Here is a 23,953-nt window from a genome sequence, read left to right as displayed (position 1 = left end):
GAGTATGGCAGGCGAAGCCGGGCGCAGCGTGATGCGCGCCCGGCAGCAGTATTAACGACGGGCCAGCAGTAAACCTACAAACAAGCCTGCAGCGGCACCAATACCGACGCCCTGCCACGGTTTTTCATGAACGTAATCATCGGCACGATACGCCGCCTGCTTGGCACGGTAGTAATAGCTGTCCGATGCCTGACTGACGCGGCTCTTCACATCTTCCAGCGCCTGCTCAGCTTTTTGTTTGAGCTCAATATACTTCTGATCGGCCGGATCGCCGGAAGCGCGCAGCACTTCTTCAAGCGTTTCAGTTAACAGCGCCAGATCGTCGTCAACACTTGATTCATAACGGTTATCAAATTGGTCTGAAGATGACATTATGCGGTTCCTCCGTGTTCATAACGTGTCGATTAACTATAGCTATAAATCATAACTTTGCTGGCTGAAATTACGTTCGCACGCACCGGAAAAGCGCGACGGCTTTGTAAAAGTATGCCGGATAACCTCCTGCGGCAGAGAATCTGCTTCGTTTATTTGATTAATCTGATAAATTTTCCGGCGAGTGAATTTTTTGATTGCGCCACTGTCGTAACTCCCTGTAGCCCGACGCTAACCGTCTGGAAACAGACACAATACACCCGAGCAGCTAAGGATTAGAATTCCGGCATGAATCGTAGAAAATTTGTGAAAGCGTCCGTCGCTCTGTCAGCCCTGGGTGGCATGACCGGGCTCTCCTCGCTGTTTGCGCAATCTGCATGGGCCGATGACGGCATTGCCGACGGTAAAGCAGTGCGCTTCGACTTTGATGTATTGAAACAAAAGGCCGCAGCGCTGGCGAAAAAGCCCTGGGGCGGTGCGCCAGGTGCGCTGCCTGACACGCTGGCGACCCTTACGCCGCAGGCGTATAACGAAATTCAGTATGACGCTCAGCACTCGCTGTGGAACAACGTGGCCGATCGCGAGCTGGATGTGCAATTTTTTCACGTCGGCATGGGATTTAAACGACGTATTCGCATGTTCTCCGTGGATGCGGCCAGCCGCGAAGCACGGGAGATCCACTTTCGCCCGGAACTGTTTAACTACCATGATGCGGGCGTCGATACGCAGCAGCTGGCGGGTAAAAACGATCTCGGCTTTGCCGGTTTCCGCGCGTTTAAAAAACCGGAGCTGGCGCGACGCGATATCGTCTCTTTTCTCGGCGCCAGTTACTTCCGCGCCGTGGATGAAACCTATCAGTATGGCCTCTCCGCCCGCGGCGTGGCCGTTAACACGTTCAGCAATGGTCAGGAGGAGTTTCCTGATTTCACCGCATTCTGGTTTGAAACGCCAAAAGCAGATGACACCACTTTTGTCGTGTATGCCCTGCTGGATGGTGCCAGCCTGACCGGCGCCTATAAATTCACCATCCACTGTGAAGAGAAACGTGTGGTGATGGAAGTGGAAAACCACCTCTTTACCCGTAAAGCGATTCGCCAGCTCGGCATTGCGCCGATGACCAGTATGTTCAGTTGTGGTACCAACGAACGCCGCATGTGCAACACCTATCATCCGCAGATCCATGACTCCGATCGCCTCGCGATGTGGAGCGGCAGCGGTGAATGGATTGCCCGTCCGCTTAACAACCCGCAGCGCCTGCAATTTAACGCCTATAAAGATGAAAATCCGCGCGGTTTTGGTCTGCTGCAGCTGGATCACGACTTCAAAAATTATCAGGATGTGATCGGCTGGTATGACAAGCGCCCGAGCCTGTGGGTCGAGCCGACCGGCAAATGGGGCAAAGGGGCCATTAATCTGATGGAGATCCCCACTACCGGGGAGACGCTGGATAACGTGGTCTGCTTCTGGCAGCCAGAGGAGCCGATTCAGGCGGGCAGCGAGCTGAATTTTGGCTACAAGCTCTACTGGAGCCAGCTGCCGCCGGTACGCAGCGATCTGGCACGCGTGGATGCCACCCGCACCGGCATCGGCGGTTTTCCCGAGGGCTGGGCACCGGGTGAACACTTCCCTGAGACCTGGTGTCGCCGTTTTTCCGTAGACTTTATCGATGGCGACCTGAAAGCCGCTGCTGCCAGAGGCATTGAGCCGGTTATTACCGTTTCATCAGGCACGTTCAAACAGGTAGAGATCCTCTATGTTGAACCGATCAACGGTTATCGCATTCTGTTTGACTGGTACCCGAACAGCGATGCAACCACGCCGGTGGAAATGCGTCTGTTCCTGCGTACCAAAGATGAGACATTGAGCGAAACCTGGCTCTACCAGTATTTTCCGCCGCCGCCTGACCAGCGCAAATACACCGACGACCGGCAGATGACACCGGTCTGATAGCGATCACGGCGAGGCTCCCCTCGCCGTTATATTTTCTGCATGCCGATATGCGGGATGTCATCTTCCAGGTAGACCGCGGTGACCGCCTGAAAACCGAGCCGGCCATAAAACCCCTCAAGGTGCGCCTGCGCCGACAGATAAATCGCCTGTCCTGGCCAGTGAATTTCACAGCTGCTCAGCACCTGTTCCATTAACCGGTAGCCCAGCCTGAGCCCGCGCGCCTCTTCAGAGACGATTACCCGCCCCACCACAACCGCTTCACCCGGCTGCGCCGGCGTCAGTATGCGCGCGCAGGCCAGCAGCCGGCCCTCAAGAAAACCGAGAATATGGCGATTCTCTGCGGCCAGATCCTGCCCGTCCAGATCCTGATAGGGGCACTGCTGCTCCACAATAAAAACCTGGTTGCGCAGCGCCAGCAGCGTGTAGAGCTGCTGTGCCGTCAGTTCCCGATGGTGGCAATCAAGCCATGCTATTTCCACAGATCACTCCTGTTTTCAAATGGCGATAGGCTGAGACTACCATAACGGCCGGACTGGCACCGTGACGGCATACGGGCAACGAATAACAGATAAAAAAAATCAGGCCCGGAGGCCTGATTTATGTCAGCAAAAAGCATTGTTACATCAGCGGCTGTGCCATCTGTACCAGCCTGATGAGCGGCTGCGGATAGACACCCAGCAGCAGCACAAGAATGGCGGAAATCAGCACGACCACACCGCCCGCGGTAAACGCCCAGTTAGCCGGCGTATCACGCGTGTGCAGCTCTGGCGGGGTAAGATAGAGGCTCACCGTTACGCGCAGATAGTAGTAAAGGCCGATGGCACTGCCGGCAACCACGGCAGCGGTCAGCCACCAGAGATGCGCATTCACACCGGATGCGATAACGTAGAACTTACCGATAAAGCCCAGCGTCATCGGAATACCCGCCAGCGACAGCATCATCACCGTCATCACTGCTGACAGCACCGGACGATGCCAGAACAGACCGCGATAGGAATAGAGCGAGTCGGCATCCGGACCGCGATACGGGCTGGACATCAGGCTGACCACGCCAAAGGCGCCCAGGCTGCTGAACAGATAACCCGCCAGGTAAACACCAGCCGTTTCCAGCGACAGCTGATGCGTTTTCACCGCAATCAGCGCGACCAGCAGATAACCCAGATGAGCGATAGAGGAGTAGCCAAGCAGACGCTTAATATTGCTCTGCGAAATCGCCATCAGGTTGCCCACCAGGATAGAGACAAAGGCGATAATCCCCAGCACGGTGCGTACCGCTTCACTGTCGGTCAGCGGCGCGTACATAAACAGACGCATAATGACACCAAAGATAGCGATCTTGCTGGCGGTGGCCAGGAAGGTCGATACCGGTGCAGGCGCGCCCTGATAAACATCCGGCGTCCAGAGATGAAACGGCACCAGCGACAGCTTAAAGCCAAGGCCGATAATCATCATTCCCAGCCCCACCAGCAGCAGCGGCTGCTGGATCATGCTATCAGTCAGGCTGTTACCCAGCTGAACAAAGCTCAGGCTGCCGGAGTCGGCATAGACCAGCGCAATACCAAACAGCAGAAACGACGAGGCGGCCGCAGAAAGAATGGTGTATTTCAGCGCCGCTTCCAGCGAACGTTTCTGCCGGAAAGCGTAGCCAATCAGACCAAACAGCGGCAGGGAGAGCAGTTCAATACCAATAAATAGCGCGGCCAGATGGTTTGCACTTGCCAGCACAACCCCGCCCAGCGCAGCAATCAGCACCAGCAGGTAAAACTCATCCTTATTATCCGGGAAGCCCGCCAGCCAGGGATAGGCGAAAGTACAGGTCGCCAGACTCGCCAGCATCACCAGCGCGGTATAGAACATGGAGTAGCCGTCAACGCGCAGCAGCGGCGTCACATCCATTGCGCCCGCCTGCCCGACAAACCACAGCGACACCAGCGCAAGGTTCAGGCCAATAACGGTCAGCGTGGCATTAACGAAATGGTTGCGTCGCCACGCAATGGACAGCATCACCACCACCACCGTCAGTCCGACGATCAACAGCGGCAGTAGCGCGATCAATTGTTGAGGAGTTATTGTCATGGCGAATTACGGCCTTGTAGTTGAAATTGAAGCGGTAAACCACTGCTGAATATTACTCATCGCAGCATGGGACGTATCGAGAATCGGCTGCGGGTAGACACCCAGCAGCACCAGCAGCACGACCAGCACGCCGATGGTGGCAAATTCGCGTACTGACATGCCGGGCAGCGGCTCTTTCGATTTCGCTTCGCCGTAGTAAGCACGCTGCATCATGATCAGCGAGTAAACCGAAGCGAACACCAGCCCAAAGGTGGCAATCACGATGATCATCGGCACAACCTGGAAGCTGCCGGTCAGGATCATGAATTCGCCCACAAAGTTGCCGGTACCCGGCATGCCGAGATTCGCTACCGCAAAAAAGAGTGACAGACCTGGGATCCATTTGATTCGCGACCAGAGACCGCCCATCTGACGCATGTCACGGGTATGCAGACGCTCATACAGCTGGCCACACAGAATAAAGAGTGCTGCGGCTGACAGACCGTGAGCAATCATCTGGATAACCGCCCCCTGGAAGGCCAGCTGGCTGCCGGTATAAATCGCGATCAGCACAAAGCCCATGTGCGAAATCGAGGTATAGGCAATCAGACGCTTAATATCCGTCTGAGAGAATGCCATCCAGGCGCCATAGAAGATGCCGATAATGCCGAGCCACATCGCAATTGGCGCAAACTCAGCTGAAGCATTCGGGAACAGCGGCAGGCTAAAGCGCAGCAGACCATAAGCTGCGGTTTTCAGCAGAATACCGGCCAGATCGACAGAACCGGCAGTCGGTGCCTGGCTGTGTGCATCAGGCAGCCAGCCGTGCAGCGGCACCACCGGCATTTTCACCGCAAAGGCGATGAAGAAGCCCAGCATCAGCAGCCACTCAACGTTGCGTGACATCGGGGTTTTCAGCAGTTCTTCATAGCTGAAGGTCCAGACACCGGTTGCATTGTAGTGCACAAACACCAGCGCCAGAATCGCAATCAGCATCACCAGACCAGACGCCTGAGTGTAAATAAAGAACTTGGTGGCTGCTGTGATACGGGTTTTACCGTCCGACGCTTTATGTCCCCAGAGCGCGATGAGGAAGTACATCGGCACCAGCATCATCTCCCAGAAGAAGAAGAACAGGAACATGTCGATGGCAAGGAATACGCCGATAACGCCGCCCAGGATCCACATCAGATTGAGGTGGAAAAAGCCCTGATACTTCTCAATTTCGTTCCATGAGCAGAGTACCGCCATCAGGCCCAGCAGACCGGTCAGTACCACCATCAGCAGGGACAAACCATCAATGGCCAGATGGAAGCGGATACCAAAGCGCGGGATCCACGCCACGTTAAAGCTTGATTGCCACTGCGGCAGACCGCTGGCCTGCGTCAGCGAATAGCCGCCCTGCAGCCATAGCTGCAGACCAAGAGCCAGCGTGAGTCCCATGGTGATCAGGGCGATCCAGCGCGGTACTTTTGCGCCAAGCCGTTCAGCCAGCCAGCAGAGCAGGCCCCCGACGAAAGGTATTATTATTAGCCAAGGTAATAGCACGGCATACTTCCCTTTTTTTAACCTGCTTTCGAGCTATCTTGCTTGCCCGATTCGTTTCCGGCAGTGCCCGCAATCCTCACGTACATCAGTACGCTCCGGTTGCTGCGCGCTGGCGATAACGAAACGGGCTGCGCCGATTACGCTTCGTCATTCAGGCAATTTTCACATTCGCTATCAGGAAAAAAAGAGTTTTTGTCATCTTCTCTTCCAAGCCCATCAATCTTTACATCACCAGCATCAGGGCAAGCACCACAACGGCACCCACGCTCATGGAGGCAACATACCAGCGCAGATAACCATTCTCGCTGACCACCAGACCTTTATTACCAATACGCGACAGCAGCGCAGGCAGGTTCATCAGGGAGTTCAGCGGATCGCGCTGCAGCAGCCATGCGATACCGAGATACGGTTTAACAAAGACTTTGTCATACAGCCAGTCAAAGCCCCAGGCGGCAAACCACCAGGTGCCGAAGAAGCGGCCCGGTGCGCTGTTGGCCACGCGGGTCACCAGCTGACGCTTGCCAAGCCACAGTGCAGCAGCAATCAGAATCCCGCTGACAGCCACTAAGCCTGATGCGATCTCCAGCGCCATTTTGCCGTTTTCGCCAAATTCATTTTCCGGCAGGACGCCTGCCAGCGGAGGCGTAATCAGCGCGCCAATGAAGGTGGAGAGGATCAGCAGCACAATCAGCGGCAGATGATGGGTAATGCCTTTACCGGCATGCGCGTGGATCTTCTCCTCGCCATGGAACACGATAAAGATCATGCGGAAGGTGTAGATAGAGGTCAGGAATGCCCCGACCAGACCGGCAACCATCAGATTAATGTGTCCGTTGGCCAGCGCACCAAACAGGATCTCATCTTTACTGTAGAAGCCTGCGGTAATAAGCGGCAGCGCGGCCAGCGCGGCACCGCCTACCAGGAAGCAGGCATAAACCAGCGGAATGCTTTTGCGCAGGCCACCCATTTTAAAGATGTTCTGCTCATGATGGCACGCCAGAATAACGGAGCCAGATGAGAGGAACAGCAGCGCTTTAAAGAAAGCGTGCGTCATCAGATGGAAAATCGCCGCATCCCATGCCTGTACGCCCAGCGCCAGGAACATGTAGCCAATCTGACTCATGGTGGAATAAGCCAGCACGCGCTTGATATCGGTCTGTACCAGCGCAGCAAAACCTGCCAGAACCAGCGTGATAGCGCCGACAATTCCCACCAGATGCAGAACGTCAGGCGTCAGCAGGAACAGACCATGCGTCCGGGCGATTAAATAGACACCCGCCGTGACCATGGTTGCCGCATGGATCAGTGCCGAAACCGGCGTCGGGCCCGCCATCGCATCCGCCAGCCAGGTTTGCAGCGGCAGCTGTGCAGATTTACCTACTGCGCCGCCCAGCAGCATCAGGGTGGCCCACTGCAGCATACTGTTATCTGCGGCAAAGTGTGCCGGTGCCAGCGCCATCAGCTCACGGAAGTTCAGCGTGCCGAGTTCGTTGTAGAGAATAAACAGCGCAAAGGCCAGAAACACATCGCCCACACGGGTGATGATAAACGCTTTCATGGCCGCTTTGCCGTTATCCGGATTGCTGTAGTAGAAGCCGATCAGCAGATAGGAGCAAAGCCCTACCCCTTCCCAGCCCAGATACATCAGCATCAGGTTATCAGCCAGGACCAGTACGACCATGCTGGCGATAAACAGGTTGGTATAGGCGAAGAAGCGGGAATAGCCCTCTTCACCACGCATATACCAGGAGGCGAACATATGAATAAAGAAGCCGACGCCCGTGACCACAGAGAGCATCGTCAGTGACAGGCCATCCAGCACCAGATTCACTTTAATATCAAAGTTGCCAACCTGCATCCAGGTCCACAGCGCCTGAGTAAACGGCTGCTGTCCCTGACCGAAAAACTCAATACCCGCATAAAGCGTGGTCAGGGCCGAAAGACCGACCGACCCCATTCCGACAGCAGCTGACAGGTTCTCTGACCAGCGGCCCCGGGAAAACGCTAACAGCAAAAAGCCGATTAGCGGAAACAGTACAGTTAAATAGAGAAGATTCATCCGCGCATCTCGCTCACTGTGTCAATGTTCAGCGTCTGACGACGACGATAGAGCTGCAGCAGCAGGGCAAGGCCAATACTCGCTTCCGCTGCTGCAAGGCTGATTGCCAGGATATACATCACCTGACCATCTGCCTGCCCCCAATAGCTGCCCGCCACCACCAGCGCCAGCGCTGCGGCGTTGATCATGATCTCCAGACCAATCAGCATAAACAGCAGATTACGGCGCAGCACCAGTGAGGTCAGGCCGAGAACAAAGAGCACCGCAGCCAGAATCAGGCCATGTTGTAATGGGATCATGCCTGTCCCTCCTTATTGGATGCTGCATCCGTTACGCGATGGCTCATCACTTCAGCGTGACGATCGTCACGGCCGATGTGGAAGGCAACCACCAGGCCTGCCAGCAGCAGCATTGAAGCCAGTTCTACCGCCAGAACATACGGGCCAAACAGGCTGATACCGACTGCTTTTGCATCGATAACCGTGCCATCAATGCCCTGATCGGTGGCAGTGAGGATAGCGTAAACCATCACCACCAGCAGCAGCGCGGAGACAATGCCGGGTCCAACCCAGAGTGACGGCTTAAGCCACTCCCGCTCCTGCTCCTGCTGACTCTTGCCGAGATTGAGCATCATCACCACAAACACAAACAGCACCATAATGGCACCGGCATAAACGATAATTTCCAGCGCACCCGCAAAGTAGGCACCCATGGCAAAAAACGCGCCGGCAATCGACAGCAGTGAGACAATCAGGTACAGCAGCGCGTGTACCGGGTTCGTATGCGTGATAACGCGTAGCGTCGTCAGCACCGCCACCAGTCCGCAAAGATAAAACGCAAATTCCATACCTGGCTCCTTAAGGTAATAAGCCTTTGACGTCGATCGGTTTGGCTTCGTTTTCCGCGTCGCCCTTCTCTTTTCCGTCGATCGCCATACCCGCCATACGATAGAAATTGTACTCCGGGTATTTGCCGGGGCCCGAGATCAGCAGATCCTGCTTCTCATACACCAGGTCCTGACGTTTAAACTCACCCAGTTCAAAATCCGGGGTCAGCTGAATCGCGGTGGTCGGACAGGCTTCTTCACACAGGCCGCAAAAAATGCAGCGTGAAAAGTTGATGCGGAAGAATTCCGGATACCAGCGGCCATCCTGCGTCTCTGCTTTCTGCAGCGAAATACAGCCTACCGGGCAGGCAACTGCACACAGGTTGCAGGCAACACAGCGCTCTTCGCCGTCAGGATCGCGCGTCAGCACAATACGGCCGCGATAGCGTGGCGGCAGATAGACCGGCTCTTCCGGGTACATCTGCGTTTCACGTTTGGCGAAGGCGTGCATGCCAATCATCCAGATACTGCGCACTGTCGTGCCGAAGCCAACGACAATATCTTTTAATGTCATCTCAATACCCCTTACTGCGCGTTGTACAGAATCACTGCGGCGGTCGCCAGCAGGTTCAACAGCGTCAACGGCAGACAAACTTTCCAGCCGAACGACAGCACCTGGTCATAGCGTGGACGCGGCAGCGCAGCACGGATCAGGATAAACATCACCATAAAGAACGCCGTTTTCAGGGCGAACCAGATGAATGGCGGCAGGAAGGGTCCGTGCCAGCCACCAAAGAACAGCGTGACGATCAGCGCGGAAACCGTGGTAATGGCGACATATTCACCCACAAAGAACAGACCGAACTTCATACCGGCATATTCAATGTGATAACCGTCAGCCAGCTCCTGTTCCGCTTCCGGCTGGTCAAACGGATGACGGTGGCACACCGCTACGCCTGCAATACAGAAGGTTAAAAAGCCAAAGAACTGCGGAATGATGTTCCACAGGTGCGTCTGGTTTTCAACAATCGCATTCAGGTTAAACGAGCCCGCCTGCGCCACTACGCCCATCAGCGACAGGCCAAGGAACACTTCATAGCTCAGCGTCTGCGCAGAGGCACGCATCGCACCCAGCAGTGAGTATTTGTTGTTGCTCGACCAGCCGGCAAACAGCACGGCGTAGACGGCCAGGCCTGCCATCATCAGGAAGAACAGCAGACCGATGTTCAGATCTGTGACCATCCAGGTGGGTGAAACCGGCACAATTGCAAAGGCCAGCAGCAGCGATACAAAGGCGATAACCGGTGCCAGCGTAAAGATAAAACGGTCGGTAAACGGCGGTACCCAGTCCTCTTTAAAGAACATTTTGATCATATCCGCCGCCAGCTGAAGTGAACCACCCCAGCCGACACGGTTAGGTCCGTAGCGGTTCTGCCATAAGCCGAGCAAACGGCGCTCGGCAAAACTCATGAAAGCACCGCAGGCTACTACGACCAGCAGGATCACAATCGCTTTAACGACCTGCAGAATGATGTCGATAACGTCCGATGTCAGCCAGCTCATTGCGCAGCCTCCTGCAGTTGGTCAATTTGCGCATGCGCAAGGAACGGCGGCACGCCCGGCATGCCCAGCGGCAGCCCAATCTGTCCCGGCTGCAGGAAGGCGGAGAAGCGTACCGGCAGGCGCAGCGTTTCACCGGCACACACCAGCTCTGCAGCAGCGCCGTGATTGACGCCAAGCTTCTCTGCATCCGCTGGATTAATGACCAGCTCAGCAGGTACCATGCGCTTCTGGAACGTCGGGGAACGCTGCGTCATTTCCTCACTGCCGAACAGACGGTAGTAAGGCGCAACGCGGAAGTGGCTGCCGCTGGCAAACCGTTCCGGCACGTTACTGAACCACGGCAGTGAACCTTCACCTGCTTCAAACAGGCGTACACCCGGATCGCCATTCCGCAGTTTGCCGCCAACTTCATCCTGGAATTTGTTCCACGCCTGCGGTGAGTTCCAGCCTGGCGCCCAGGCGAATGGGATCTGCGAACGCGGTGCCTCAGGCTGGTTGTTCCCTTCCATAGAGAAGGCGAACATGGTGTCTTTATCCTGCGGCTGACGCGGCTCATGTACGCTGATATTGGCGCGGGCGGCGGTACGGCCACTGGCGCGATGCGGTGAACGAGCCAGTTTCTGACCACGAATGCGGAAGCTGGCATCCGGTGCCGCATCTTTAATCCCTTTCAGCTGCGGCAGCGCAGCGATGGTCGCATCAATGACATGATCGAGCTGCGTCCAGTCAATATGACGACTCTCCAGCGTGCTGTGCAGCGAGTGCAGCCAGCGCCAGCTTTCCAGCATCACAATGCTGTTGTCATAGTAAGCGGGATCGTAAACCTGGAAGAAGCGCTGTGCACGGCCTTCATGATTGATGGACGTGCCGTCGCTTTCAGCAAAGCTGGCCGCTGAGAGCACGAGACCCGCTTTCTCCAGCGTGGCGGTCCGCTGATGATCAACCACAATGACACTTGATGCAGTCTGCAGCGCAGCGTCAACGCGGGCTTTAGGCGCGTGACGATAAAGATCGTTCTCCAGCACTACCAGCGCATCCGCTTCGCCGTTTGTCAGCTGGTCCAGCGCCGCATCCAGCGAGTGACCGCCTATCAGGCCAAGCCCCATGCTGTTAGCTGCGCCAGCCAGCAGGGTGATCCCCACATCGGCACCGCGGGCTTTCAGCGCTTTCGCTACGTTGGCAGCCGCCTCAATCATTGCAGTACTGCCAGAGTGGGTGCCGGAGATAATCAGCGGCTTTTTCGCCCCTGCCAGCGCCTGCACCACCACATCAATTTTGCTGCTGAGTGATTTATCGATATCACTCACCGCGGGCGCGCTCTCATCCAGCGCGCTGGCGATGGCAAAACCAAGACGCGCCTGATCTTCTACCGGTGCGCGATAGCTCCACGCCGCAATGTCATCCAGACGGGTTTCATCGACGTTAGTGACAAACAGCGGATGTTTAGCATGCTGACCGATGTTCAGGATGGCGGCGATCTGCCAGTCTGCGACTTTCTGCGCCGCTGCCATCTCACGCGCTTTGCCTTTTACGGCCTGGCGGACTGACAGTGCGACGCGTGCACCCACCTGCGTCAGATCTTCGCCCAGCACCAGCACGGCATCATAGCTCTCCATTTCGCGCAGCGAAGGAGTATAGATACCGCTGTTCTGCAGCACGTTCAGCATCAGTTCTACGCGCGACTGCTCTCCTGCCGGCATACCGGTTGAGAAGTTGCCGGCACCCACCAGTTCGCGCAGGGCGAAGTTGCTTTCGATGCTGGCGCGGGGTGAGCCGATGCCGATAACGCGTTTCGCCTGACGCAGCACGTCAGCCGCAGCGTTAACTGCCTGCTCTGCATTCAGCGTGATGCTATCGCTGCCGCGCAGCTGATGCGGATGACGCGGGCGATCTTTGCGGTTGACATAGCCATAGCCAAAACGACCGCGATCGCAGAGGAAGTAGTGGTTTACCGTGCCGTTATAACGGTTTTCAATACGACGCAGTTCACCATAGCGCTCACCGGGACTGGTGTTACAGCCCACGCTGCACTGCTGGCAAATGCTGGGCGCAAACTGCATATCCCACTTACGGTTATAACGCTCAGAGTGCGTTTTATCGGTGAACACGCCGGTCGGGCAGATCTCAACCAGGTTACCGGAGAATTCGCTCTCCAGCGTGCCATCTTCCGGGCGACCAAAGTAGACGTTATCGTGCGCGCCATACACGCCCAGATCTTTACCGTCAGCGTAATCTTTGTAATAGCGTACGCAACGATAGCAGGCGATGCAGCGGTTCATCTCATGGGAGATAAACGGACCGAGATCCTGATTCTGATGAGTGCGCTTGGTAAAGCGATAACGACGGAAGCTGTGGCCTGTCATCACCGTCATATCCTGCAGGTGACAGTTGCCCCCCTCCTCGCAGACCGGACAGTCGTGCGGATGGTTCGTCATCAGCCACTCTACGACACTTTCACGAAACTCTTTCGCTTCGCCGTCATCAATAGAGATAAAGGTGCCATCCGATGCCGGTGTCATGCAGGACATAACAAGGCGGCCGCGGGTATCTTCGGCATTCTGGAATTGCTTTACCGCACACTGGCGGCAGGCGCCTACGCTGCCGAGCGCCGGATGCCAGCAAAAATAGGGAATATCAAGGCCCAGAGAGAGACACGCCTGCAGCAGGTTGTCCGCTCCGTTCACATCATATTCTTTACCGTCTACATGGATTGTAGCCATAGTGAACATGCTTCCGTAAGGCTCGTCCGGGGACGAGCGTTAAACATCAAATTCTGTTATCCCGCTTTTCAGCCGGACGGGCGTCTGGCGCCTTCCGTCTACGGTGGCCTGCTTACCAGCGCGCTTTCAGCAGGTTAGGCTGGATCCCGCCAATGGAGCGGGTATTGCCAAACACCTGCGGCGCAATGCCGGCTTCAAACTCTTCACGGAAATATTTAATTGCGCTCTGCAGTGGCTCAACTGCACCTGGCGCATGCGCGCAGAACGTTTTACCCGGACCCAGCTGGCGGCAAAGCTGCAGCAGCGTTTCGATATCACCCGGTTGTCCCTGCTTCTGCTCCAGCGCACGCAGGATCTTCACGCTCCACGGCAGACCGTCACGGCACGGCGTACACCAGCCGCACGACTCACGAGCAAAAAACTCTTCCAGGTTACGCACCAGCGACACCATATTGATCTCGTGGTCCACCGCCATCGCCAGCGCCGTACCCAGACGGCTGCCTGCTTTACCAATGCTGGCAAACTCCATCGGCAGGTCGAGATGCTGGTCGGTCAGAAAATCGGTTCCGGCGCCGCCTGGCTGCCATGCCTTGAACTTCAGACCATCGCGCATACCGCCAGCATAATCTTCCAGAATTTCGCGGGCGGTAATACCAAACGGCAGTTCCCAGACGCCCGGGTTCTTAACGCGGCCGGAGAAGCCCATCATTTTCGTGCCGGCGTCTTCGCTCTTGGACAGCCCTTTGTACCACTCCACGCCGTTCAGGAAGATGGCTGGCACGTTGGAGAGCGTCTCAACGTTGTTAACGCAGGTTGGCTTGCCCCATACACCGGCGCTGGCCGGGAACGGTGGTTTGGAACGCGGGTTAGCGCGACGCCCTTCCAGCGAGTTGATCAGCGCCGTCTCTTCACCACAGATATAGCGACCCGCGCCAGTGTGAACAAACAGCTCGAAGTCAAAACCGGTGCCGAGGATATTTTTACCGAGATAGCCCGCTTCGGTGGCTTCTGCAATGGCGCGACGCAGATTCTCTGCGGCTTCAACATATTCGCCGCGCAGGAAGATGTAGCCACGGTAGGCTTTTAGCGCAAAAGCACTAATCAGCATGCCTTCAACCAGCTGATGCGGCAGCTGCTCCATCAGCAGGCGGTCTTTATAGGTGCCCGGCTCCATCTCATCCGCGTTACACAGCAGGTAGCGGATATTCATGGACTCATCTTTTGGCATCAGGCTCCACTTCAGACCCGTGCTGAAGCCTGCACCGCCGCGCCCTTTCAGACCAGAATCTTTCACCGCCGTAACGATCTCATCCTGGCTCATGCCGTTCAGCGCTTTTTCAGCACCAGCATAGCCATTTTTACTGCGGTACTCTTCCAGCCATACCGGCTGTTTGTCGTCACGCAGACGCCAGGTCAGCGGATGGGTTTCCGCAGCACGAATAATGGGTTTCATCATTGATACTGCTCCAGTAGCGAGGCGATACCTTCCGGCGTCAGATGAACGTGCGTGTCGTCATTCACCATCATGGTCGGCCCCTTATCGCAGTTGCCGAGGCAGCAGGTAGGCAGCAGCGTAAAGCGCCCATCTGCCGTTGTCTGGCCGGGTTTAATATTGAGATTCTGCTCCAGCGCTGCCTGAATACCCTGATAACCGGTAATGTGGCACACCACGCTGTCGCAGTAGCGGATCACATGACGGCCAACCGGCGTACGGTAAATCTGGCTGTAGAACGTTGCCACGCCTTCGACATCGCTGGCCGGAATATCCAGCACATTAGCAATGGCGTGAATAGCCCCATCCGGCACCCAGCCCCGCGCTTTTTGCACGATCTTCAGCGCTTCAATTGAGGCTGCGCGCGCATCCTCGTAGTGATGTTTTTCATGCTCAATAGCGTGGTGCTCGGCCTCGCTCAGCACAAAGACCTCATTCGGGTCGATGGTTTGAATGGCAATTTTTTGATCGTGCATAATTAGCGGTCCACGTCTGACATAACAAAATCGATACTACCGAGGTAGACGATAAGATCGGATACCAGGCTGCCACGGATCACTGACGGGATCTGCTGCAGGTGCGGGAAGCTTGGTGTGCGCACGCGGGTGCGATAACTCATGGTGCTGCCGTCACTGGTCAGGTAGTAACTGTTGATCCCTTTTGTCGCCTCAATCATCTGGAACGATTCATTGGCGGGCATTACCGGTCCCCAGGAAACCTGCAGGAAGTGGGTGATCAATGTTTCAATGTGCTGCAGCGTACGCTCTTTCGGCGGCGGCGTGGTCAGCGGGTGATCCGCTTTGAACGGCCCTTCCGGCATGTTGTTCAGACACTGCTCCAGAATACGCAGCGACTGCCACATCTCTTCCATCTTCAGCTGCACGCGGGTGTAAGCGTCGCTGATACCTGCGCCAACCGGGATTTCAAAGTCGAAGTTTTCGTAGCCTGAATAAGGACGCCATTTACGTACGTCAAAGTCGAGGCCGGTTGCGCGCAGACCAGCACCGGTTGTGCCCCACGCCAGCGCCTCATCCATATTGTAGGCGGCTACGCCCTGCGAACGCCCCATCAATACGGTATTGCGCAGTGCCGCTTTGTCATACTCTTTCAGGCGTTTTGGCATCCAGTCGAGGAATTCACGCAGCAGGCGCTCCCACCCTTTTGGCAGATCGTGCGCCACACCACCGATGCGGAACCAGGCGGGGTGCATACGGAAACCGGTAATCGCTTCCACGACGTCATAAATTTTCTGACGATCGGTAAAGGCAAAGAACACCGGCGTCATTGCGCCAACGTCCTGAATAAACGTGGAGATGTAAAGCAGGTGGCTGTTGATACGGAACAGCTCAGAGAGCATAACGCGAATTACGTTAACGCGGTCTGGTACCGTGATCCCGGCCAGCTTCTCTACGGCGAGCACGTAAGGCATTTCATTAACACAGCCGCCCAGATACTCAATACGATCGGTATAAGGGATATAGCTATGCCAGGACTGACGCTCGCCCATCTTCTCCGCACCGCGGTGGTGATAGCCGACGTCTGGCACGCAGTCGACAATCTCTTCGCCATCAAGCTGCAGGATAATGCGGAACGCACCGTGCGCAGAGGGGTGGTTAGGGCCAAGGTTAAGGAACATAAAGTCCTCATTGGCCGTGCTGCGCTTCATACCCCACTCTTCGGGCTTAAACGTCAGCGACTCCATTTCGAGATCTTCTTTCTGCTTTGTCAGCGTAAAAGGATCGAACTCGGTCGCGCGTGCCGGATAGTCTTTGCGCAGCGGGTGCCCTTCCCAGGTCTGCGGCATCATAATGCGCGTCAGATGAGGGTGCCCCTGGAACGTAATGCCAAACATCTCCCAGGTTTCGCGCTCATACCAGTTGGCGTTGGCGAAAATAGTGGTGATGGTTGGCACATTCAGATCGTTTTCAGATAACGCCACCTTGAGCATGATGTCGCGGTTGCGTTCAATAGAAAGCAGATGATAGAAAACGGAAAAATCCGCAGCAGGCAGGCCTGCGCGGTGGGTACGTAAACGCTCATCAAAGCCATGCAGGTCATACAGCATGACATAGGGCTTAGGCAACTTGCGCAGAAACGCAACGATTTCCAGCAGCTGTTCGCGTTTTACCCATACCACCGGGATGCCGGTACGGGTTGCCTGAACTGTAAAGGCGTCCGGCCCAAAACGATTACGCAACTCGCCGATCACCGGGTCATCCAGGTGCTCCCGGGTTTGCCATGATGGCTGCGCGAGATCTTGCGTGGTCAAATCTGTCATACGTTACTCACCATTCCGGCCTGTTATCAGGCACTCAAAAGAAGGCGTCAGGATGGCGGCACACACTACGTTGTCATTTTCTGCGGCGGCCGTTACTCCATCCGTGTACGGGATACTTACACTTCGTCCGGGGTTCTCAGGTTAGTGACGGCAATTCGCTCACCACGTTTCCTTTCACGCTCAGACTGCATGTTGGCGCGATATACACCCTGGTCGCCGACGACCCAGGAGAGGGGACGACGCTCTTTGCCGATCGACTCACGCAGCAGCAGCAGCGCCTGCATATAGGCTTCCGGACGCGGCGGACAGCCAGGAATGTAAACATCCACCGGCAGGAATTTATCTACGCCCTGCACAACAGAATAGATGTCATACATACCGCCTGAGTTAGCGCAGGCACCCATTGAGATCACCCATTTAGGTTCCAGCATCTGATCGTATAAGCGCTGGATAACAGGGGCCATTTTGGTGAAAGGCGTACCGGCAATAACCATAAAGTCAGCCTGGCGCGGCGAGGCACGCATAACTTCAGCGCCAAAGCGTGCCACGTCATGCACTGCAGTAAATGACGTTGTCATTTCTACGTAGCAGCAGGAGAGGCCAAAGTTGTAGGGCCAGAGAGAGTTTTTACGTCCCCAGTTCACCATGTCGTGCAGGGCGTGTTCCAGCTTGCCCATATAAACGCTGCGGTGAACATGCTGTTCCAGAGGATCGGTAACAATCTCCTGTTTCTGCAGAGGATAACGATCGCCATCCCCGCCGTTCGGGTCTACGCGTGTCAGCGTGTAGTCCATCTTATTGCCTCGCTTTTACTGCTTATGAGGGTTGGTGTGACTGTGGCTGACCGGGCTTGATTTGACCACTACGCGACGACGCGCAGGAGCCCAATCCAGCGCGCCGATGCGAACCAGATAAACCAGGCCTGCCAGGAGCACCAAAATGAAAATTGCGGCTTCGACAAAGCCGACCCAGCCGCTTTCGCGAATGGAGGTCGACCAGGCGTATAAATAGAGGGCTTCCACGTCGAAAATAACGAAAAACATGGCAACCAGATAGAATTTTGCAGAGAGGCGGATGTGGGTATCGCCAACCGATTCAATACCAGACTCAAACGGGGTGTTTTTGTAACGCGCTTTAGCACGTCCACCAAGCAGCCAGCCGCCGGTTAACATAAAGGCACAAAGGCCAAATGCGATCACAATAAATACAATAAACGCCCAGTGATGAGCGATGACTTCGGTGGTTGTTGACATACGCTTTGCTTACTCATCAAAAGTGGCGATGGCATCCTGCACTGTTGCAGCAAACACACCACATCGATTCAAGGGAAGGATAAAAACCTTATAAACGTTGCTGTCTTTCCTGATTAGGCAGCAATTTTATGGGGTTTTTTACTCCTTTCTATAACCTTTTGTCAACTTTGACAAAAGTATCCAAACATTATTTTACACCCGCATCATATTATTAACATATACCCTCATCAGCGCCAGCTAAATCGCTTCAGTTTGTGCGGTTAATTTCAGTGTAACGGGGTTTTACATGCATGGATCGTGCGTTTAACACTCACATTTTGACAGGTCTTCCGCAGATTTCCCTCTCCCTGACAGGGTTATTTTTTTGATCCAGAACACACTTCTGCGCTTTTAGCTCTAAAAAGCAGCGCATATGGCAGGATCGGTTAGTGCAAAGAAGGCATTTTTTGATAAAAAATTTCTAAAATGACGGGAATTGAAACAACTGCTCGTTTTTCGGAAAGCCTGATAATTATCGGCCATAAAAATGCGTATCTGGCCCCGGATAACAGGCAAAAAAAAAAGCCTTAGTCGCAGTTACGCCGACTAAGGCTTTTTTATAGCAATTATACAGCGCGTAACGCGCGTATTACTGCAGTGTCGCTACGGCTTACTCTTCATCATCCAGCAGCAGTGAGCTATCCGGATTTGCGCTGAGATTGTAAGGATCGTTAGTCGATTGCATGGCATTAAAAATGGCCAGTGCCAGCTCATTGTCGCTGTCAGCATTACGACACAGCAGATATTGCGTATCAGGCAACACAGGTAACCCCTCTGCTGCTCCCATTACGCGCAGTTCAGGGCTCATCATTTCAACCGGACGAGCCGTCACGCCCAGACCTGCTTTAACGGCCGCGCGCACTGCTGCCAGTGTTGAAGCCACATAAGAGATACGCCATGGAATGCCGGCTTCATTCAGATGATCTATAGCCATATCGCGATACGGGCTTGGTTCATCCAGCAATACCAGAGGAATCGCTTCGCCGCGCTGGAAAATATAATCAGCAGCACAGTACCAGAGCGTTGGAGAAGTACGCAGCACCTGATGCGTAAAGTTACCCGGGCTGGACGTTGTCACAACCAGATCAACTTCGCCCTGGTTCAGCATTTCCATCATAAACGGGTTACGTTTGACGCGTACATCAATAGCGAGCTTTGGATAGACTGACGTTACCCGGTTCAGCAGGAAAGGCAGAATGGTATCTGATGTGTCATCAGAGGCACCGATAGTCAATACACCCTGAATATTGCTGTACATCAGTGAGGTGCAGGCTTCATCGTTAAAACGCAGAATTTTCCTGGCATAGCCAAGTAGCTGAATACCGTGCTCCGTCAGAAGTTTGTTACGTCCATGTCGGGCAAACAGCTCTTTACCGACCAGTTGCTCCAGACGTTGCATCTGCTGGCTTACCGCTGACTGGGTTCTGCACACAGCTGCCGCCGCCGCCGCAAACGTATTCAGGTCAGCAACAGCAACAAATGTACGCAGCAGATCGAGGTCGAGATTCAGTATCGGACGATTTGCATTAGTCATGATTTTTTTCTTCACTTTATAAGATTTTTAGAACTACTACCCTGGTGTATTGCCACAAAATCAAAGAGATAAGTGACAATGGTACTTACTGACAACCTCCATAAGAGATTGTCCTGAAACCGAGTTCAGGCGGGTAATGACGAGCGTACGTTCTCTGTTAACAGAGAGGCGGCGTCATCAGAGACAGAACAACTTCAGGGCCAAAGACAAGAGTCGTACCGGTGCTGGAAGCTGTGTAGTTGCCTGGTTGCCTGCATAAAAGGTTGCAGAGCAAAAAAAGAGATAACACATTGTTATGTCGATACGAAGCGGTAAAGTGCTTCGAATAATAAATTATACTTAATCATTTTTACGCTTTAAATGGAAATGTTTTCGTGCAAAACATCATATTTTTTGCTCAATAAGCCCTTTTAACCCCTCCGGCAACACCAGGGTCAAATTTTGACCATCTGGTTTGTAAACTTATTTGGAGCAAAAAAGTTATATAAAAAACGCTCTTTACCCGCCAGTGTTGCACTCGCAACCACGATTACCTGCGCAATTTCTATGCTAAGTCTTCGCATAAGAATGCAGATATTGCCGCTGCGCCATGCATGGGTTAACACCTATTGAATAAAACATCATCATTTAGCAAGATACGCTTAACTGTTTCATTGCGCAGCTAATCATTAGCATAGAAAGCATCCTTCATTGTTCTTATGACAGATTTGCCGATAGCGCCGCTGCCAGAAGCAAACCACATTGCCATCTTCCGACATAATAGTCTTTTAAATAAAGCACAAGCAGTCATAAAAACCAATCTAATCGATATACCGCCTTAATTAAACTACTCTGGCCGTGAATCTGTCTCAATCACGCCAAAAGCCGCTGCCGCCCTTCTTTTGTTATCACGAGAAGAGTAAATTGGGCTGGTTTTAACTGGGTGGCGGGTTAAAGGACTCTGCCCGAAAAGGCGGCAACGATGAATTTCCAAATTGATAAATCCGGTAAGCTGGAAAATGTCTGTTACGACATTCGCGGACCGGTACTAAAAGAAGCAAAGCGACTCGAAGAAGAAGGCAATAAGGTTCTCAAACTTAATATTGGTAACCCTGCGCCATTTGGTTTTGAAGCACCCGATGAAATTCTGGTCGACGTTATACGTAACCTGCCGGGCGCGCAGGGCTACTGCGATTCAAAGGGGCTCTACTCTGCTCGTAAAGCCATCATGCAGCACTATCAGGCGCGTGATATGCGCGATGTTACCGTTGAAGATATCTATATCGGTAATGGCGTATCAGAGCTGATCGTGCAGGCGATGCAGGCGCTGCTCAATAGCGGCGATGAAATGCTGGTGCCGGCACCGGATTATCCGCTGTGGACGGCAGCCGTTTCGCTCTCCAGTGGTAAAGCAGTACATTATCGCTGCGATGAGTCGGCGGGCTGGTTTCCGGATCTGGATGATATCCGCAGCAAAATCACACCGCGCACGCGCGGCATTGTGATTATTAACCCCAATAACCCCACCGGCGCGGTTTACAGTAAAGAGCTGCTCATGGAGGTTGTGGAAATTGCGCGTCAGCATAACCTGATCATCTTTGCTGACGAAATTTACGACAAGATCCTCTATGACGATGCCCAACATCATTCGATCGCGGCGCTGGCCCCCGATCTACTGACGGTAACCTTTAACGGTTTATCCAAGACCTATCGCGTAGCCGGTTTCCGTCAGGGATGGATGGTATTAAACGGGCCGAAAAAACACGCAAAAGGCTATATTGAAGGCCTGGAAATGCTTGCCTCTATGCGCCTGTGTGCCAACGTGCCCGCTCAGCATGCGATTCAGACAGCGCTGGGAGGCTACCAGAGTATCAGTGAGTTTATCGCTCCTGGCGGGCGGCTCTACGAGCAACGTCAGCGTGCCTGGGAGTTGATTAACGACATTCCTGGCGTAAGCTGCGTTAAACCGCAGGGCGCGCTTTACATGTTCCCGCGTATTGATCCGAAGAAATTTAATATTTATGACGATCAGAAAATGGTACTCGACTTCCTGCTGCAGGAAAAAGTACTGCTGGTACAGGGTTCTGCGTTCAACTGGCCTCATCCGGATCACGTGCGTATTGTCACACTACCCCGGGTAGACGATCTGGAAATGGCGATCGGCAAATTTGGCCGTTTTCTGCAGGGCTATCGGCAGTAAGTCATCGTCTGCTGCAGCCTGTCAGGCCATTAACCTGTCATTTACCTGGCTGCAGTCAGGTATATACTGTATGCATTCCGGGGAGGGGTTTCCTCCCCGTTGTGCTGACAGGATGCTGTAATGACTCAAAGCCACTTTTTCGCTCACCTCTCCCGCCTGAAACTCATCAATCGCTGGCCGCTGATGCGCAACGTGCGCACGGAAAACGTCTCTGAACATAGCCTGCAGGTCGCTATGGTGGCGCATGCGCTGGCCGTGATCAAAAATCTGAAATTTGCGGGTGAACTCAATCCCGATCGTATTGCGATGCTGGCGCTCTACCATGATGCCAGTGAAGTGCTGACCGGCGATCTGCCGACGCCGGTAAAGTATTACAACGCGCAAATTGCGCATGAATACAAAAAAATTGAGAAGATCGCGCAGCAAAAGCTGATTGAGATGCTGCCGCCGGAACTGCAGGAAGCGTACCGTCCACTGATCGATGAACACCACTATAGTGCTGCTGAACAGGCTGTGGTTAAGCAGGCAGACGCGCTCTGCGCCTACCTGAAATGCCTTGAAGAGCTTTCCGCGGGTAACCATGAATTTTCACTGGCTAAGACGCGGCTGGAGAAAACCCTGACCGAACGGCGCTCACCGGAAATGGACTATTTTATGGAGGTGTTCGTTCCGAGTTTTAACCTGTCACTGGATGAGATTTCACAGGACACCCCGCTCTGAGCGAGCGGGCAGGGTTCAGGCGCGCAGGCTCAGCGTAAAAGTTCCGGTACCGTTCTGCGTAATGTTTAACGTACGCAGGTCAGGTACATTAAACAGCACCTGGCTCAGACCGGGCGTGTCCGCCGCCGGATTAACAGCAATGACTGCACTGCCCGCGGCAAGGCCTGCTGCAATACCTGCGGGCGCATCCTCCACCACCACACATTCAGACGGGTGCAGGCCCAGACGCTCTGCGCCCAGCAAATAGGGCTCCGGATCGGGCTTACCGTGCCGGATGTCATTGGCTGTTATAAACACGGCTGGCAGGGGGAGTCCAGCAGCGCGATGCCGGGCATGTGCAACCGGCACAGAACCGGAAGTAACAATCGCCCAGGGGATATTCTGCTCATTGAGCTGCATCAGCAGCGCACGGGCGCCGGCTATCTCCTGTACACCCTGCGTATCAGTGGCTTCCTGTTGTTCCAGCCAGTGAAATTCTGCCTGAATGGCTGCCTCACTCTCTCCCTGCATAAAATGACGCAGAGAGTCGATAGCGGGTTTGCCGTGAATGTAATTCAGTACCGCATCAGCGCCGATTGCATGGCGTTCGCCCCACTGCGTCCAGCAGCGATTCACTGCCGGCAGCGAATCCACCAGCGTGCCATCCAGGTCAAACAGAAATCCTTTGAAATTCACCTGCTGCTCCTTGTCCGGTTTTACAACATTAAAGGTCATCCAGAAAAGTGCGATCGAGCTGTCTGAACGCACGTTTCAGCACATCTGCCAGCGCCTGATAAGTGGGTTTTCCCTCTACCGGTGCAATCGCCTGCCCCGCCTCTTCCAGTTTGCTGCGGACTTCATTGAACCACTGCAGCAGCGCAGGCGGTAGCGGTGTACCGGCTCGTTTGCCCAGCCACCATAGTCCCTGCATCGGCAGGCTGCAGGCAAACAGGGCAGTAGCAATTGCCGGCCCCAGCTGCCCGCCTAATGCAATCTGCCACGTCAGGGTAAATATGGCCAGCGGCGGCATAAAACGGATGGCAAACCGGGTCGCCGTAACGACCCGGTTTTCCGGAAACACGGGTGCCAGACGTTTATCCGCAGGCCAGGTTTTCATGTAGTGTTGCCCGCGCTGGAATAAGCCGAACCAGCCCGGATTGCCTGCGTCATTCGCCATTATGCACCTCAACTAATACTGCATTATTTAAAAAAAATTTATAACTACACAACTTTACGTGACATCCTTCAAAACATTTTGTTTTTGCAGGTGACAGTGGGTATTCTGACGCCGTTTTCAGTAACATTACCGGAAGCTGCCGCCTGATTAAAGCACAGCCAGAGCCAGGTATTGCTACAGCGCTTTCAAAAAATCGCGTAAAATTAACG

At 54.3% G+C, this 23,953-nt stretch carries 21 protein-coding genes; 3 read left to right on the top strand and 18 right to left on the bottom strand.

Annotation, left to right across the window (positions count from 1 at the left end; all coding sequences use genetic code 11):
- Nucleotides 1–51: 51 nt before the first annotated feature.
- Entirely contained in the window at nt 52–372 is a 321-nt protein-coding gene (gene elaB, locus SB719_RS00565; protein WP_065648841.1) for a stress response protein ElaB, read from the bottom strand.
- 288 nt (nt 373–660) lie between these two features.
- Here elaB and SB719_RS00560 point away from each other — a divergent pair, with 288 nt between their 5' ends.
- On the top strand, nt 661–2,319 hold the full coding sequence (locus tag SB719_RS00560) for a glucan biosynthesis protein D (RefSeq protein ID WP_293006555.1): 1,659 nt from the start codon (nt 661–663) through the stop codon (nt 2,317–2,319).
- A gap of 29 nt (nt 2,320–2,348) precedes the next feature.
- Here the strand turns inward: SB719_RS00560 and SB719_RS00555 are convergent, their stop codons facing one another.
- The 15 genes from SB719_RS00555 to lrhA form a co-directional block, all read right to left on the bottom strand.
- Nucleotides 2,349–2,801, bottom strand: a complete 453-nt coding sequence (locus SB719_RS00555) for a GNAT family N-acetyltransferase (RefSeq protein WP_314689188.1) — start codon at nt 2,799–2,801, stop codon at nt 2,349–2,351.
- Nucleotides 2,802–2,940: 139 nt separating this feature from the next.
- Nucleotides 2,941–4,398, bottom strand: a complete 1,458-nt coding sequence (gene nuoN / locus SB719_RS00550) for an NADH-quinone oxidoreductase subunit NuoN (RefSeq protein WP_039385550.1) — start codon at nt 4,396–4,398, stop codon at nt 2,941–2,943.
- Nucleotides 4,399–4,404: 6 nt separating this feature from the next.
- Nucleotides 4,405–5,925, bottom strand: a complete 1,521-nt coding sequence (gene nuoM, locus SB719_RS00545) for an NADH-quinone oxidoreductase subunit M (protein WP_292976302.1) — start codon at nt 5,923–5,925, stop codon at nt 4,405–4,407.
- Nucleotides 5,926–6,148: 223 nt separating this feature from the next.
- Nucleotides 6,149–7,984 carry an NADH-quinone oxidoreductase subunit L gene (gene nuoL / locus SB719_RS00540; protein WP_065648837.1) on the bottom strand — a complete coding sequence of 612 codons (1,836 nt, stop codon included), beginning with the start codon at nt 7,982–7,984 and terminating at the stop codon, nt 6,149–6,151.
- Complete coding sequence (gene nuoK / locus SB719_RS00535) at nt 7,981–8,283, bottom strand: NADH-quinone oxidoreductase subunit NuoK (protein WP_013509877.1); 303 nt, start codon at nt 8,281–8,283, stop codon at nt 7,981–7,983. The genes nuoL and nuoK overlap by 4 nt, the downstream gene beginning before the upstream one ends.
- The gene (gene nuoJ / locus SB719_RS00530; RefSeq protein WP_065648836.1) at nt 8,280–8,831 is read right to left on the bottom strand and encodes an NADH-quinone oxidoreductase subunit J; all 552 of its coding nucleotides are present in this window, start codon (nt 8,829–8,831) and stop codon (nt 8,280–8,282) included. The genes nuoK and nuoJ overlap by 4 nt, the downstream gene beginning before the upstream one ends.
- 10 nt (nt 8,832–8,841) lie before the next feature.
- Nucleotides 8,842–9,384, bottom strand: coding sequence for an NADH-quinone oxidoreductase subunit NuoI (gene nuoI / locus SB719_RS00525; protein WP_039385566.1), 543 nt, complete (start codon nt 9,382–9,384; stop codon nt 8,842–8,844).
- 11 nt (nt 9,385–9,395) lie between these two features.
- Nucleotides 9,396–10,373, bottom strand: coding sequence for an NADH-quinone oxidoreductase subunit NuoH (nuoH, locus tag SB719_RS00520; RefSeq protein ID WP_065648835.1), 978 nt, complete (start codon nt 10,371–10,373; stop codon nt 9,396–9,398).
- The gene (nuoG, locus tag SB719_RS00515) at nt 10,370–13,093 is read right to left on the bottom strand and encodes an NADH-quinone oxidoreductase subunit NuoG (RefSeq protein ID WP_292976244.1); all 2,724 of its coding nucleotides are present in this window, start codon (nt 13,091–13,093) and stop codon (nt 10,370–10,372) included. The genes nuoH and nuoG overlap by 4 nt, the downstream gene beginning before the upstream one ends.
- A gap of 112 nt (nt 13,094–13,205) precedes the next feature.
- Nucleotides 13,206–14,546, bottom strand: a complete 1,341-nt coding sequence (gene nuoF / locus SB719_RS00510) for an NADH-quinone oxidoreductase subunit NuoF (RefSeq protein WP_150016637.1) — start codon at nt 14,544–14,546, stop codon at nt 13,206–13,208.
- Nucleotides 14,546–15,061 carry an NADH-quinone oxidoreductase subunit NuoE gene (gene nuoE / locus SB719_RS00505; RefSeq protein ID WP_412158754.1) on the bottom strand — a complete coding sequence of 172 codons (516 nt, stop codon included), beginning with the start codon at nt 15,059–15,061 and terminating at the stop codon, nt 14,546–14,548. Before nuoE ends, nuoF begins: the two co-directional genes overlap by 1 nt.
- Nucleotides 15,062–15,063: 2 nt before the next feature.
- Nucleotides 15,064–16,863, bottom strand: a complete 1,800-nt coding sequence (gene nuoC / locus SB719_RS00500) for an NADH-quinone oxidoreductase subunit C/D (protein ID WP_065648832.1) — start codon at nt 16,861–16,863, stop codon at nt 15,064–15,066.
- A gap of 116 nt (nt 16,864–16,979) precedes the next feature.
- Nucleotides 16,980–17,657 carry a NuoB/complex I 20 kDa subunit family protein gene (locus SB719_RS00495; protein WP_039379030.1) on the bottom strand — a complete coding sequence of 226 codons (678 nt, stop codon included), beginning with the start codon at nt 17,655–17,657 and terminating at the stop codon, nt 16,980–16,982.
- A gap of 15 nt (nt 17,658–17,672) precedes the next feature.
- Nucleotides 17,673–18,116: an NADH-quinone oxidoreductase subunit A gene (locus SB719_RS00490; protein WP_039379033.1), complete on the bottom strand. Its 444-nt coding sequence runs from the start codon at nt 18,114–18,116 to the stop codon at nt 17,673–17,675.
- Nucleotides 18,117–18,765: 649 nt separating this feature from the next.
- Nucleotides 18,766–19,689 (bottom strand): transcriptional regulator LrhA, encoded by a 924-nt coding sequence (gene lrhA / locus SB719_RS00485; protein ID WP_039379035.1) that lies wholly within the window; start codon nt 19,687–19,689, stop codon nt 18,766–18,768.
- 961 nt (nt 19,690–20,650) lie between these two features.
- Here lrhA and SB719_RS00480 point away from each other — a divergent pair.
- A complete protein-coding gene (locus SB719_RS00480; RefSeq protein ID WP_065648831.1) occupies nt 20,651–21,868 on the top strand; it encodes a pyridoxal phosphate-dependent aminotransferase in 1,218 nt (405 codons plus the stop codon).
- Between the two features lie 120 nt (nt 21,869–21,988).
- Complete coding sequence (gene yfbR, locus SB719_RS00475) at nt 21,989–22,588, top strand: 5'-deoxynucleotidase (protein ID WP_065648830.1); 600 nt, start codon at nt 21,989–21,991, stop codon at nt 22,586–22,588.
- A gap of 15 nt (nt 22,589–22,603) precedes the next feature.
- Here yfbR and SB719_RS00470 read toward each other — a convergent pair whose 3' ends face one another.
- Complete coding sequence (locus SB719_RS00470; protein WP_293006563.1) at nt 22,604–23,263, bottom strand: sugar phosphatase; 660 nt, start codon at nt 23,261–23,263, stop codon at nt 22,604–22,606.
- A 28-nt stretch (nt 23,264–23,291) separates the two neighbouring features.
- Nucleotides 23,292–23,744: a terminus macrodomain insulation protein YfbV gene (gene yfbV / locus SB719_RS00465; protein ID WP_065648829.1), complete on the bottom strand. Its 453-nt coding sequence runs from the start codon at nt 23,742–23,744 to the stop codon at nt 23,292–23,294.
- Nucleotides 23,745–23,953 lie beyond the last annotated feature (209 nt).

The organism is Pantoea sp. SIMBA_079, from assembly GCF_046940275.1.
In the GTDB taxonomy this organism is placed as follows: domain Bacteria; phylum Pseudomonadota; class Gammaproteobacteria; order Enterobacterales; family Enterobacteriaceae; genus Pantoea; species Pantoea borealis.
Note: the sequence above shows the minus strand (reverse complement) of the source record. Positions and strands in the feature narration are given on the sequence as shown.